At 71.7% G+C, this 12280-nt stretch carries 14 protein-coding genes; 2 read left to right on the top strand and 12 right to left on the bottom strand.

Annotated features, from left to right (window positions below):
• On the top strand, positions 1–1506 hold a 1506-nt coding region (locus N790_RS01280), incomplete at its 5' end, for a TonB-dependent receptor family protein (RefSeq protein WP_043799878.1).
• Between the two features lie 8 nt (positions 1507–1514).
• Here N790_RS01280 and N790_RS01275 read toward each other — a convergent pair.
• The 10 genes from N790_RS01275 to N790_RS01230 form a co-directional block, all read right to left on the bottom strand.
• Entirely contained in the window at positions 1515–2327 is an 813-nt protein-coding gene (locus tag N790_RS01275) for a GGDEF domain-containing protein (RefSeq protein ID WP_084062471.1), read from the bottom strand.
• 170 nt (positions 2328–2497) lie between these two features.
• Positions 2498–2662 carry a 50S ribosomal protein L33 gene (gene rpmG, locus N790_RS01270; RefSeq protein ID WP_043799877.1) on the bottom strand — a complete coding sequence of 55 codons (165 nt, stop codon included), beginning with the start codon at positions 2660–2662 and terminating at the stop codon, positions 2498–2500.
• A gap of 13 nt (positions 2663–2675) precedes the next feature.
• A complete protein-coding gene (gene rpmB / locus N790_RS01265) occupies positions 2676–2912 on the bottom strand; it encodes a 50S ribosomal protein L28 (RefSeq protein ID WP_043799875.1) in 237 nt (78 codons plus the stop codon).
• Positions 2913–3133: 221 nt separating this feature from the next.
• Positions 3134–3460: a lipid-A-disaccharide synthase N-terminal domain-containing protein gene (locus tag N790_RS01260; RefSeq protein ID WP_043799874.1), complete on the bottom strand. Its 327-nt coding sequence runs from the start codon at positions 3458–3460 to the stop codon at positions 3134–3136.
• A 4-nt stretch (positions 3461–3464) separates the two neighbouring features.
• Positions 3465–4190 (bottom strand): glycosyltransferase family 2 protein, encoded by a 726-nt coding sequence (locus N790_RS01255; RefSeq protein WP_043799873.1) that lies wholly within the window; start codon positions 4188–4190, stop codon positions 3465–3467.
• Between the two features lie 5 nt (positions 4191–4195).
• On the bottom strand, positions 4196–5107 hold the full coding sequence (locus N790_RS01250; protein WP_043799871.1) for a ParB/RepB/Spo0J family partition protein: 912 nt from the start codon (positions 5105–5107) through the stop codon (positions 4196–4198).
• A complete protein-coding gene (locus N790_RS01245) occupies positions 5104–5886 on the bottom strand; it encodes a ParA family protein (protein ID WP_043799870.1) in 783 nt (260 codons plus the stop codon). Before N790_RS01245 ends, N790_RS01250 begins: the two co-directional genes overlap by 4 nt.
• Before the next feature lie 30 nt (positions 5887–5916).
• On the bottom strand, positions 5917–6564 hold the full coding sequence (gene rsmG / locus N790_RS01240) for a 16S rRNA (guanine(527)-N(7))-methyltransferase RsmG (RefSeq protein WP_043799868.1): 648 nt from the start codon (positions 6562–6564) through the stop codon (positions 5917–5919).
• 32 nt (positions 6565–6596) lie between these two features.
• Positions 6597–7034, bottom strand: coding sequence for an SPFH domain-containing protein (locus N790_RS01235; RefSeq protein ID WP_156969873.1), 438 nt, complete (start codon positions 7032–7034; stop codon positions 6597–6599).
• A gap of 123 nt (positions 7035–7157) precedes the next feature.
• Positions 7158–8123 carry a DUF2268 domain-containing putative Zn-dependent protease gene (locus N790_RS01230; RefSeq protein ID WP_052385577.1) on the bottom strand — a complete coding sequence of 322 codons (966 nt, stop codon included), beginning with the start codon at positions 8121–8123 and terminating at the stop codon, positions 7158–7160.
• Positions 8124–8239: 116 nt separating this feature from the next.
• Between N790_RS01230 and N790_RS01225 the strand changes: the two genes are divergently transcribed.
• Entirely contained in the window at positions 8240–9235 is a 996-nt protein-coding gene (locus N790_RS01225; protein WP_052385576.1) for an NAD-dependent epimerase/dehydratase family protein, read from the top strand.
• On the opposite strand, the gene N790_RS01220 is transcribed toward N790_RS01225, so the two are convergent.
• Positions 9214–11829 carry a bifunctional diguanylate cyclase/phosphodiesterase gene (locus tag N790_RS01220; protein ID WP_156969872.1) on the bottom strand — a complete coding sequence of 872 codons (2616 nt, stop codon included), beginning with the start codon at positions 11827–11829 and terminating at the stop codon, positions 9214–9216. The two genes, N790_RS01225 and N790_RS01220, sit on opposite strands and share 22 nt — an antisense overlap.
• Before the next feature lie 43 nt (positions 11830–11872).
• The coding region (locus N790_RS01215) for an ATP-binding cassette domain-containing protein (RefSeq protein WP_156969871.1) at positions 11873–12280 on the bottom strand (408 nt) is incomplete at its 5' end.

The raw sequence follows: 12280 nt of genomic DNA, 5'->3' as shown, positions 1-12280 counted from the left end.
CGCGCCGCCGCCGACGGCTACCGCCGCCACTCCGCCTGGCGTCGCGACGCCGCGCAGGCGCAGCTCCGCGCCGCGCTGGCGGGCGGTGGCGAATTGACGGTGCTGCTGAACCACCTCGACCTGGTTGCCGACGATCCGCAGGGCCTCACCGCCGCGGAGCTCGCGCGCGACCGCCGCGCGTCCAGCCCGGGCGCCCTGTTGTTCGACACCCGCAAGACGGTGGAACAGCAGCAGCTCGGCGCGCGTTTCGTGCAGCCGGTGGGCGCATGGCAGGAGCTCGCGCTGGTGGCTTACGCCGGGCGCCGCCAGACCTTCCAGGGCCTGTCGGTGCCGGTGGCCGCGCAGGCCAGCCCGGCCTCGGGCGGCGGCGTGATTGATCTCGACCGCGACTACCGCGGCCTCGACGCACGCTGGCAGGCGCGGCCCGGCGACGGCGAGCTCACGCTCACCGCTGGCAGTGCGTTCGAGCTGGCCGACGAAACGCGCCTGGGCTTCGAGAACTTCGCCGACGGCCGCCTGGGCGTGGTCGGCGCGCTGCGCCGCGACGAGGACAACACCGTGCGCAGCCACGACATCTACGCGCAGGCCGATTGGACGTTCGCGCCGGAGTGGTCGCTCAACGCCGGCCTGCGCCGCAGCGTGGTGCGCTTCGAATCGGTGGACCGCTACCTGCGCCCGGGCAATCCCGATGACAGCGGCGCGCTGCGCTACTCACGCACGTCGCCGGTGCTGGGCCTGCTGTGGCGCGCCCGCGAGGGGCTCAGCGTGTATGCGAACGCCGGCGCGGGCTTCGAAACGCCCACCTTCGCCGAGCTGGCCTACCGCACCGACGGCGCCAGCGGGCTCAACACCGCGTTGCGTCCGGCGCGCAGCCGCCACGCCGAGCTGGGCCTGCGCTGGCGCGGCGACGCGGCGAAGTTCGACGCCGCGCTCTTCCACGCCCGCACCGAGGACGAACTGGTGGTGGTGGCGAACCAGGGCGGGCGCAGCACCTTCGCCAACGCCGGACTGACGCGCCGTCGGGGCGCCGAACTGTCCTTCGAAGCGCCGCTGGCCGACGACTGGACGCTGTCGGGCAGCGCCACCTGGCTCGACGCCCGCCACCGGCGCGATTTCGGCCTGTGCGCGGCGCCGCCGTGCGCGGACGGCGCGCTGCTGATCGTCGCCGGCAAGCAGCTGCCGGCCGTCGCCGCGCGTTCGGCCTGGGCCGAGCTGCGCTGGCGCGCCGACGAGCGCACCGATGTCATGCTCGAGGCGCGTGCCACCAGCCGCTTCTTCGCCGACGACCGCAACACCGCCGCGGCCCCCGGCCACGCCGTGTTCGACCTGGCCGCCGAACGCCGCTTCCGCGCCGGTGGCATGCAGTGGCGCGCCTGGGCGCGCGTGGCCAACGTGCTCGACCGCGCCGTCGTCGGCTCGGTCATCGTCAACGAAGCCAACCGCCGCTACTTCGAGCCCGCCCCCCGCCGGCAATGGCTCCTCGGCCTGACAGCCACCCCCCTGTAGGAGCGGCTTCAGCCGCGACCACTGTCCGCGACAGGCACCGCTCCCGCCGGGAAGCACCTCGCGCCTTCACCGCGCCCGTCTCCCGCGAACACCACCGCCCGTCCCCTCCCCAGCGCCTTGGCGCGGTACATCGCCTGGTCGGCCTCGGCGATGGCGACGTGGGGTTCGAGGTGCTCGGGCGGCAGCAGGCGGATGCCGACGCTGGCGCCCACCCGCAGCGCCAGGCCATTGAACGGGATCGGCGCGTCCACGGCGCGGATCAGCTTTTCCGCGATCCGCAGCGCCCGTTCGCCGGCCTCGCTGCCGGGACCGTCGAAACGATGCGCCAGCACCACGAACTCGTCGCCGCCCAGGCGGCCCACCAGGTCCTCGGCGCGGACTGCCTCGCGCAGCCTCCGCGCGACTTCCACCAGGGTGGCGTCGCCGGCATCGTGCCCGTGCTGGTCGTTGACGGCCTTGAAGCCGTCCAGGTCCACCACCAACACCGCGCCCACGGTGCCATGGCGCACGCTGCCGGCGATCAGGATGGCGAGGTAACGGCTGATCAGGCGGCGGTTCGCCAGCAGGGTCAGCGGGTCGGTGTGGGCGAGCCGGGTCACCTGCTCCAGCGCCTCGTCCCGGGCCTGCACGAAGGGCCGGATCACCCAGTAGTACAGCGGCGGCGTGGACAACACGGCCAGCAGCAGCGCATCCAGCACGGCCGCCTGGTAGCTGCCCGCGATGTGCGGGTTGAACTGCAGGAGCACCATCACCAGCGCTTCAGCGCAGGCGATGATCAGCGCAATCCGGGCCAGCACGCTTTTCGCGGAGAGCAGTCTCATGGGGCGGCGCGGTCCCGGGCGGTTTCGATCGGAGCCTAGCAGCCCGCCCGCGCACGAATCCTTGAGGTCGGCCACGATTCCGGCGGGCAAAAGAAAACCCGCCACGGGGGCGGGTTCTCCTGGAAAGCGTCGCGGCGGGAGCCGCTCCGGCAAGTAATCCGCGCAGCGGATTACTTGATCTTGCCTTCCTTGTAGATCACGTGCTTGCGAACGACGGGATCGTACTTCTTGATCTCCATCTTGTTCGGGGTGGTCTTCTTGTTCTTGTCGGTCGTGTAGAAGTGACCGGTGCCGGCCGACGAAGTCAGGCGGATCTTGTCGCGCTTGGATGCCATGGTTCAGTCCTCCTCAGATCTTTTCGCCGCGGGCGCGCATTTCGGCCAGGACGGCGTCGATGCCGTTCTTGTCGATGGTGCGCAGGGCGTGCATGGAAACACGCAGCTTCACCCAACGGTTCTCCGAGGCAACCCAGAAGCGGCGCTCGTGCAGGTTGGGAAGGAAACGGCGGCGGGTCTTGTTGTTGGCATGCGAGACGTTGTTGCCGCTCTGCACGCCCTTGCCGGTCACTTGGCAAATTCGGCTCATGGTGTAGCTCCTGGGTCGGACTGGCCGCCCATAGCCCGGGCGGCGGCGGCCCCGCGCGGCGGGCCGGGTGGCCTGCAGGCGCATGCGATGCGGGATGCAGCGAACGCTCCGCCAGGGGCCGGGATCGCACTACCGGGGCCAGGGCCTTGGGGGCAGGTGCGGAGCGAGCCGCGCATTATGCCCGCGCCCGGGCCCCCAGGCAAGACTTATCCACAGGGGGGCTAGTGGCTGGCCTTGTCCCGGTTCCAGCCGCGGTGCTGGATGTCCAGCCACAGGCTGTAGGCCGCGGTGAAGGTGGGGAACAGGTTCTGCAGCACGCCCACCGAGTCCTGCTTGGCCGAGAACAGGAAGTAGCTCAGGGTCATCAGGGCCCCGACCAGGCTCATGTACCAGAAGGCCCGGGGGATCACCGGCTTGCCGGCCTGGCGGGAGGCGAAGAACTGCACCACCCAGCGGCCGCCGAACATCAGGGCGCCGGTGTAGCCGATCAGCTTCCACGCGGTGACATGCAGGCCGGTCCAGGCCAGCCAGGCCAGTTCCTCGTTCATGGCATCACTCCAGTTCGCGGACGTCGGTGAGCTTGCTGCGCTTGATGAGCCAGGCCACGCCCATCAGGTCGCGCACGCCGACCAGGGCACGGCCGAGGTTGGTGTACTTCGAGGCGCCGGCGCCGCGCGGGCGGTGGTTCACCGGCACGCTGGTGGTCTTCCAGCCGGCGCGCTGCATCAGGGCCGGCAGGTAGCGGTGCATGTGGTCGAAGTAGGGCAGGTCCAGGAAGGCCGCGCGCTCGAACAGCTTGGTGCCGCAGCCGGTGTCGGGCGTGGCGTCGCGCAGCAGGCGCGAGCGGATGCCGTTGGCCCACTTCGAGGCCCACTTCTTGCTGCCGGTGTCCTGGCGGTTCACGCGCCAGCCGGCATAGAGCTTCACGTCGGCGGGGCCGGCGTCGCGGGCAGCCAGCAGCTTGGGCAGGTCGGCCGGGTCGTTCTGGCCGTCGCCGTCGAGCGTGGCCACCCAGGGCGCGCGGGCCGCCTTCACGCCCGTGCGGATGGCGGTGCTCTGGCCGCTCTGGCGCTGGTGCGCCAGCACGCGCAGTTCCGGCGCGCGGGCCTTGGCGGCCTGGAGCACGGCCAAGGTGCCGTCGCGGCTGCAGTCGTCCACGATCACCAGCTCGAAGGGCACCACGCCGCGCAGCGCGGCCAGCACTTCGTCCACCAGCGTGGCGACGTTGCCTTCCTCGTTGAAGGCCGGGATGACGACGGAGAGCTGGGGCTGGGACATGGAATTCAACCGCGCAGGCGCTCGAGGATGCCTTCGAGGGCGTCCAGGCCATGGTAGGCGATGACCAGCTTGCCGCGGCCGCCGCGGCCGTGCTGCACGGCCACCTTGGCGCCCAGCTTCTCGGACAGCTCGCGCTCGAGGCTGGCGATGTCGGCGTCGGAGCCCTTGGCGGCCGGCTTGGCCGGCTTCTTGCCCGGGATCTGGCCCTTGGCCAGCAGCTGGGCACGGCGCTCCACCTCGCGCACGCTCCAGCCCTCGGCCACCGCCTCGCGCGCCAGCGACAGCGCGGCCTGCGGGGCCAGGGTGAGCAGGGCGCGGGCGTGGCCCATTTCCAGCTGGCGGTCTTCGAGCAGCTTGCGGATGCCTTCGGGCAGCTCGAGCAGGCGCAGCAGGTTCGACACCGAGGCGCGCGAGCGGCCCACGGCTTCGGCCGCCTGCTGGTGGGTGAGCGAGAACTCGTCGATCAGCCGGCTCAGGGCCAGCGCTTCTTCCAGCGGGTTGAGGTCTTCGCGCTGGATGTTCTCGATCAGCGCCATGGCGATCGAGGCGCGGTCGTCGACCTCGCGCAGCACCACCGGCACGTCGGTCAGGCCGGCCTCGGTGGCGGCGCGCCAGCGGCGTTCGCCGGCGATGATTTCGTAGCGCGCCTCGCCGTCCTTGCCCTTGCCGATGCCGCGCACGACGATGGGCTGGATCAGGCCCTGGGCCTTGATGGATTCGGCGAGCTCGGTGAGCTTGGCCGGGTCCATGGCCGAACGCGGCTGGTACTTGCCGGGCTGCAGGTGCTGGATGGGCAGGGTGCGCAGGCCCTCGCCGCTTTCCACCGGGCTGGCGTCGGCGGCCGGCGCCGCGCCCTTGTTGCCCGTGCCCAGCAGGGCGTCGAGGCCGCGGCCGAGGCCGCGCTTCTTGGTGCTCATGCCATCTCCTTGGAAACTTTCCGCTCGCGCCGCACGATCTCGCCGGCCAGGCCCAGGTAGGCGATGCCGCCGCGGCTTGCCCGGTCGTAGCCGACGATGCTCTGGCCGTGGCTGGGCGCCTCGGCCAGGCGAACGTTGCGCGGGATGATCGAGCGGAACACCTTGTCGCCGAAGTGCTTGGTGAGCTCGCCGGAGACGGCGTTGGCGAGGTTGTTGCGCACGTCGAACATGGTGCGGACGATGCCTTCGATCTCGAGCGCCGGGTTGAGCTTGCCCTTGAGCGCGTTGATGGTGTCCACCAGCGAGCTCAGCCCCTCGAGCGCGAAGTATTCGCACTGCATGGGCACGATCACGCCGTCGGCGGCGGCCAGCGCGTTGAGCGTCAGCAGCGACAGCGAGGGCGGGCAGTCGATGATCAGGTAGTCGTACTGGTCGCGCAGCGGCGCCAGGGCGTTCTTCAGGCGCTGCTCGCGGGCCGGTTCGTCCATCAGCCGGATCTCGGCGGCGGTGAGGTCGATGTTGCCGGGCAGCAGGTCGAAACCCTCGGGCGCCCTGACGATGGCGGCGGCGGCCGGGCACTCGGCCAGCAGCACTTCGCAGCTGGAGTTCTCCAGCTCGCGCTTGTCCACGCCGGAGGCCATGGTGGCGTTGCCCTGCGGGTCCATGTCCACCAGCAGCACCTTGCGCGGCGTGGCCGCCAGGGCAGCGGCCAGGTTCACGGCCGTGGTGGTCTTGCCGACCCCGCCCTTCTGGTTGGCGATGGCGATGATGCGACCCATGCGGACTCCTTGCGCGGCCTGAACCATCGATTATGCCGCCTCGGCCGGCCCGCGGGTGACCGTGACCAGGTGGCGGTCGCCTTCCAGCCCCGGGACCGCGAGGGGCTGCACGGTTTCGACCCGCCAGCCGGGCGGCAGGGCGGCGATCTCGGCGTCGGGGCGCTGTCCCTTCATGGCCAGCAGGCGGCCGCCCGGGGCCAGCAGGTGGCCGCCGACCTCGAGGATGCCGGCCAGGGTGTCCATGGCGCGGGCGGTGATCTGGTCGTAGGCGCCGGGTTCGTCCACGGCCTCGGCGCGCGATTCGAGCACGCGCACGTTGGCCAGGCCCAGCTGGCGCACCACTTCGCGCAGGAAGCGGGTCTTCTTGCCGTTGCTCTCCACCAGGGTCACCTGCAGGCCGGGCCGGGCCAGGGCCAGCGGGATGCCGGGCAGGCCCGGGCCGGTGCCCAGGTCGGCCAGCTTGCCGTCGCGCACGTGCGGCCACATCGACAGCGAATCGAGCAGGTGCTTGGACAGCATCTCGCGCGGGTCGCGGATGGCGGTGAGGTTGTAGGTCCTGTTCCAGCGGTCGAGCAGCGCCAGGTAATCGAGCAGGCGCGCGGCCAGCGGCTGCGCCGGCAGGCCGAGCGCGGCCAGCCCGGCCTCGAGTTCGGGCATCAGGTGCGAAAGCGGGTTCATGCCGCCCATTGTAGGCGAGCGGGCGGGTTCGCTCAGGCGTGCAGGGCGCAGCGGATGACGCGCAGGCCCAGGCGGGACAGGCGGCGGTTGAGTTCGGCCTTGAGGGCGTCGGCCAGGGACGGCGCGGCGTCGCCGGCCGGCAGGGTGGCCAGCGCGTCGCGGGCCTGGTCGGTGACCAGGGCGTCCACGCGGTCCAGGGCTTCGCCGGCCTGGGCCGGGTCGAGGATCTGGTAGTAGAGCTCGGCGTGCGGGCCGTCGCCGTCGCGGATGTCGAGGTGGTGGCCGATCAGGCAGACCGGCTGGCCCAGGTGGTCCAGCCCGGGCAGCGTCCAGCGCCAGCCGGGGCCCAGGGCCCGGACGAAGCGGCCGAAGCGGTGCACGGTGACCACGCTGTTGTCCGGGACCCGGCGGAAGCCGGTCAGCCAGGCCAGGGGTGCCAGGGGGAGCGGGAGGGGCAGCAGGGGCGACATGAAAGTCATGACAGGCGGGGGGTTAGCCAGTTTTGCTCAAGGATAATCTAGCAAACGTGACCGATTTCACAATTCGGACATGCCGGGCTTGACCTGCCCCCGCCCCCCGGGGCACCGCCCGCCTCAGCCGCCCCCACCCCCGCAGGGCGCGTAGCCGCCCTCCCGGAGCAGGTTGGCGGCATCCACCCCGCCCAACACCGCGCGCAGCGTCGCTTCCGACAGGCCGTGGCGTTCGACGTACGACTGCACGATGCGATAGCCGATGAAATAGCCGAGGTCGGCAGGCCGGTCCCCCGCGCCATCGCCGCCGTAGAGGAAGCCGGAATAGTCGGTGCCCGCCATCCGCGGCTCGAATTCGCGCCACAGGTCGCATTCGTGCCTGAGGCCATGGCGGTGCGCGAGGGCGTTGATGTGGCCGCCGGCGATCCGTTCGGCGATGAAATCGGCGCTGCCCTCGCGGACCGACTGCTGCAACAGCGTTGGCTGCGCCGCGCCGCCGGACTGCTGGTAGTGCACCAGTTCGTGCGACACGATCCGCGGCAGGTCACGGGGGCGCGCGAGCACGCCCTGGTGCCACGGGGAGAGCCCGGACAGGTCGACGCCGGGCTGCCGGCCATGCATGTCCAGGCCGATCAGCAGGCCCTCGTCCGACAGCGTGCCGGCCGAATTCATGCGGCCGATCAGGAAGTAGGTGTCGGGGAACACCGCCGGCGGATAGAGGGCTTCGAGCGCCTCGAAGGCTGCGTGGAACGCCGCGCGCTGGTCCTCGACGCCTTCCCCGACGCCACGCAGGCTGGCGTAGTAGCCGGGGTGCGCGGCGATCGTTTCGGCGAGCTCCCGGGCCGAGCCGATGCGCAGGGCGAGGAAGGCCTGCAGGCCTGCGGTGCCGGGGTCCAGGTAACCGGCCTGCAGGGCGTCCGCGCCGGGGCGCCCGTCGTGGGCTTCCCACACCCGCCAGAAGCGCGCGAGGTCGGTCGTGACCAGGCGCGCCTCGCCGGGGCTGTCGACGGTCCGCGCCGCCACGGTGGCGGGCGGCAGGAAGGCGGCCAGGAGCACGAGTGCGACGCACAGGCAGCGGCTGGAGTCCATGAGGAACCTCCGGGGGGACGGTGCAGGCTTGGATGCCCCGCGGGCCGCGGGCGTTTAAGCGGGGCCACCGGGACGAGGGGGTTTGCCCGGCCCCCGTCTTCGGGTAGAACCCAGCCATGACTGCCCTCGTCCTCGTCACCGGCGCCACCGGGTTCCTTGGCCAGCACCTGCTGCGCGAACTGCTGGCCACCGGCGCCACCGTGCGCGGCCTGGCCCGTTCGGCCGAAGGCGAAGCCGCCGTCGCCGCGGTGGGCGCGCTGCCGGTGCGCGGGCACCTGGGCGACATCGAATCGCTGCGCGCCGCGGTGAAAGGCGTCGATGCGGTGTTCCACACCGCCTCCGACACCAACAACTGGGGCCCGCGCGACGCCGCGCAGACCGAAACCAACGTCGGCGGCACCCGCCGCCTGCTCGAGGCCGCGCGCGAGGCGGGCGTGGGCTGCTTCGCCTACACCTCCAGCGTCTCGGCCTACTCGCACCTCGTGCACGAACCGCTGCGCGAGGACGTGCCGCAGCGCGGCGCCGAATCGTGGATCAACTACGAGCGCAACAAATACGCCGCCGAACGCCTGGTGCGCGAATCCGGCCTGCCTTTCCTGGTGCTGCAGCCCTCGCACATCCTCGGCCCCGGCGACCGCAACAACTGGTCGAACCTGGTCCGCCTGCTCGACGCCGGCAAGCTGCCCGGTTCGCCGCCCGGCTCCGGCGCCTTCGCCGACGTGCGCGAAGTGGCCCGCGCCCACGTGCGCGCCTGGCAGGGCGCCGCGCGCGACGAAACCTGGCTGCTGGGCGGCGAACACGCCACGTTCCTGGCGCTGATCCAGGAGGCCGGCCGCCAGCTCGGCAAGCCCGCGCCCCGGAAGGCCATGCCCGCCTTCGCGCTGCGCGCCTACGCCCGCGTGCTCGACCTGGTGTCCCGGATGACCCGGCGCGCGCCGGAACTCACGCCGGCCGCGGCCACGTTCACCTGCCACCACCTGGTGGTGGATTCCTCGAAGGCCGAACGCGAACTCGGCTACCGCGCCACGCCGCTGCCGCGGCTGCTGGCCGACACCATCGCCTGGCTGCGCGCCGAGGGCCTGCTGCCGCCTCAGGCCGAGGCGAGGCCGTAACGCTCGAGGATTTCGCCGGCCGAGGCCGGCTTCGAGAACAGGTAACCCTGGCCCAGGCTCAGGCCCAGCAGGCGCAGCTGGTAACGCTGCTCCTCGGCCTCGATGCCTTCGGCGATCACTTCCAGCCCCAGCGAATCGGCCAGCAGCCGGATGGCGCGCACGATGGCCGTGCTGCCGCCGCTTTCGCCGCTGCGCAGCTCGGCCACGAAGCTGCGATCGATCTTCAGCCCGTGCAGCGGGAAGCGGTGCAGGTAGCTGAGCGAGGAATAGCCGGTGCCGAAGTCGTCGAGCAGCGTGAGCACGCCGGCTTCGCGCAGGCGCGCCAGGCAGGCCTGCACGACCTCGGGCTGTTCCAGCAGCGCGCCTTCGGTGACTTCCAGCCGCAGGTTGGCGGGTTTCACGCCGTGGCGGCCCATCAGCTCGAGCAGGCGCTGGTCGAAATCGGGCGCGCGCAGGTGCCGCGGCGAAACGTTGAGCGTGGTGTAGGCGCGGCCCGAGGCCAGCCGGGCGATGTCGCCGCAGACGAGGTCGTAGATCTGCCAGTCCATCTGCTCGAGCGCGCCGGTTTCCTCGGCGGTGCCCATGAATTCGCCCGGCGCGCACAGGCCGCGCACCGGGTGGTGCCAGCGCATCAGCGCCTCGAAGCCCACCAGGTGGCCGTCGGCGAGCGTCAGGATGGGCTGGTAGTGCGGCACGAATTCCTGGCGCTGCAGCGCGCGGCGCAGGTCGCCTTCGAGTTCGAGCAGCTTGAGCGCGGCTTCGTGCAGGTGTTCGTCGAACAGCGCATAACGCTGGCGGCCGGTGGCCTTGGCGCGGTACATGGCCACGTCGGCGTCGCGCAGCAGCTCTTCCGGGCTGCGGTAGCGGCCGTCCACCAGCGCGATGCCGATGCTGGCCGAGGTGTAGAGCTCCTTGCCGGCGATGCGCATGGGCTCAGCCAGCGAGGCGATGACGCGTTCGGCGACGGCCACGGCGTCTTCGGCGGTGTGGATGAAGTCGAGCACGATGGCGAATTCGTCGCCGCCCAGGCGCGCCACCATGTCCGGGTCGCGCACGCAGCGGCCGATGCGGCGCGCGGCTTCCTTCAGCAGCTCGTCGCCCACCAGGTGGCCGACCGAGTCGTTGACCACCTTGAAGCGGTCGAGGTCGAGGAACAGCACCGCGAACAGCTGGGTCGGGTCGTAGCGGTAGCGCGACAGCGCCATGCCCATGCGCCCCAGCAGGTGGCTGCGGTTGGGCAGGCCGGTGAGCGTGTCGTGCATGGCCTCGTGCTTGAGCTTGTGCTCCATGCGCTCGCGCACCGAGATCTGGTCGAGCAGCTCGCGGTTGGCGTCGGCCAGTTCGCTGGTGCGCGCGGCCACGCGCTGTTCGAGCTCGGCGTAGGCCTCGCGCAGCGATTCATGCGCCTGGCGCCGCTCCAGCGCCTGGGCGATGTGGAACGAGACGAAGCTCAGCAGCTCCTGGTCGCGCCGGGTGTAGAGGTAGTCGGGCGTGTAGCTCTGCACGGCGATCACGCCCGCCACCCGGCCTTCGATCTGCAGCGGCACGCCCAGCCAGCACACCGAGGGCGTGCCGAAGGACTGCACCTTGCCTTCGGCCACCAGGTTGTGGATGCCGTCGCGGTCGGCCAGCAGCGGCTCGCCGGTGGCCAGCACGAACTCGGTCAGGCCCTTGGCCAGGCGCCGGCGCGGGCGCGCCTGGTCGCGTTCGTCCACGGAATACGGGAAGTCCAGCTCCTGCCCGTCGGGCGTGAGCAGGGCGATGAAGAAGTTGCGGGCGTCGAGCAGGTCGCTGACGATGCCGTGCACCTCGGCGTAGAACACCTCGATGCTTTCGCTGCGGCCGGCCTGCTCGGCGATGCGGAACAGCGCCGCCTGCAGCTTTTCGCTGCGCTCGCGTTCGATCACCTGCAGGCGCAGTTCGCGGGTGCGCTCCTCGACGCGCTGTTCGAGTTCGGCCTTGGCGTCGCGCCGGGCCAGGGCGGTGAGGATGTGCTGGGCCACGTAGCTCAGCAGCGCGCGGTCGTCTTCGCTGTAGCGGCTTTGCGGGTCGTAGCTCTGCACCACCACGGCGCCGCGCACCACGCCTTCGTCCACCATGGGCACGCCCAGCCAGTCCTCGCTGTCCGGGCCCAGGGCCTCGTCGCGGCTGACGCCCAGCTCGCGCCGGACCTCGGTGGACGGGCCCAGCACCGGCCGGCCCAGCCGGATCAGCGCGAGCGTGAGGCTGTTGCCCATCTCGCTGGCCGGCAGCTCTTCGTCCGGATCCGGCTTGACCGGGTCCTGGCTGTCGGCGAAATAGATGAAGCGCATCGTGTCGCGGTCGGGCGAGTAGCGCACGATGTAGAAGTTCTCGGCGTACATCAGCCGGCCGACGATCTCGTGCAGGCCCTTCATCACCGTGGCGGTGTCTTCGCCGGAGCTGGCGAGGTCGGAAATGGCGAACAGCGCGCGCTGGAGCTTCTCGGCGCGGCCCAGGCGCTCCACGTCCACCCGCAGGCGTTCGACCTCGGCGGCGAGCGCGGCCGGGTCGCCGGCGCGCAGGCGGACCGGCGTGTTCTGGGCGTCGCTGCTGGACAGCGTGCGGTGTGGCATCAACGGCTTACCTGCCCCTCCCCTGGGGGTTTCCCCGAGTGTATCAGCCCGCCCGGACCGTGCTGGCCAGCACGTCTCCGGTGGGGCCGGCGGCCACCAGCCGGCCCTGGTCGAGCACCGCGCAGCGTTCAGCCAGGGCGCGGGCGGCGGCGAAATCGTGGGTGATGAACAGCAGCGCCAGGCCCTGCTCGCGCTTGAGGCGGCCGAGCAGGGCCAGGATGCCGGCGCGGTGCTGGGCGTCGAGCGCCGACACGGCTTCGTCGCACACCAGCAGTTCGGGCCGGGTGGCGAGGGCGCGGGCGATGGCCACGCGCTGGCGCTGGCCGCCGGAAAGCTGGTGCGGCCAGCGCCCGGCCAGCGCCGGGTCCAGGCCCACGGCCGGCAGCAGTTCGGCGACGCGGGCGGCGCGCGCGGCGGCATCGCCCAGCCCATGGATGCGCAGCGGTTCGGC

The organism is Arenimonas malthae CC-JY-1 (assembly GCF_000747075.1).
GTDB lineage: Bacteria > Pseudomonadota > Gammaproteobacteria > Xanthomonadales > Xanthomonadaceae > Arenimonas > Arenimonas malthae.
The sequence above is the reverse complement of the archived record's forward strand: the minus strand, read 5'-3'. Positions and strand labels throughout refer to the sequence as shown.

What these genes read in the sequence shown, in the direction of transcription:
- N790_RS01250 (WP_043799871.1), bottom strand. Translation starts at nt 5,107, where the DNA reads ATGAGCACCAAGAAGCGCGGCCTCGGCCGCGGCCTCGACGCCCTGCTG.
- N790_RS01245 (WP_043799870.1), bottom strand. Translation starts at nt 5,886, where the DNA reads ATGGGTCGCATCATCGCCATCGCCAACCAGAAGGGCGGGGTCGGCAAG.
- rpmB (WP_043799875.1), bottom strand. Translation starts at nt 2,912, where the DNA reads ATGAGCCGAATTTGCCAAGTGACCGGCAAGGGCGTGCAGAGCGGCAAC.
- N790_RS01255 (WP_043799873.1), bottom strand. Translation starts at nt 4,190, where the DNA reads ATGTCCCAGCCCCAGCTCTCCGTCGTCATCCCGGCCTTCAACGAGGAA.
- N790_RS01225 (WP_052385576.1), top strand. Translation starts at nt 8,240, where the DNA reads ATGACTGCCCTCGTCCTCGTCACCGGCGCCACCGGGTTCCTTGGCCAG.
- rpmG (WP_043799877.1), bottom strand. Translation starts at nt 2,662, where the DNA reads ATGGCATCCAAGCGCGACAAGATCCGCCTGACTTCGTCGGCCGGCACC.
- N790_RS01220 (WP_156969872.1), bottom strand. Translation starts at nt 11,829, where the DNA reads ATGCCACACCGCACGCTGTCCAGCAGCGACGCCCAGAACACGCCGGTC.
- rsmG (WP_043799868.1), bottom strand. Translation starts at nt 6,564, where the DNA reads ATGAACCCGCTTTCGCACCTGATGCCCGAACTCGAGGCCGGGCTGGCC.
- N790_RS01260 (WP_043799874.1), bottom strand. Translation starts at nt 3,460, where the DNA reads ATGAACGAGGAACTGGCCTGGCTGGCCTGGACCGGCCTGCATGTCACC.
- N790_RS01235 (WP_156969873.1), bottom strand. Translation starts at nt 7,034, where the DNA reads ATGTCGCCCCTGCTGCCCCTCCCGCTCCCCCTGGCACCCCTGGCCTGG.
- N790_RS01275 (WP_084062471.1), bottom strand. Translation starts at nt 2,327, where the DNA reads ATGAGACTGCTCTCCGCGAAAAGCGTGCTGGCCCGGATTGCGCTGATC.
- N790_RS01230 (WP_052385577.1), bottom strand. Translation starts at nt 8,123, where the DNA reads ATGGACTCCAGCCGCTGCCTGTGCGTCGCACTCGTGCTCCTGGCCGCC.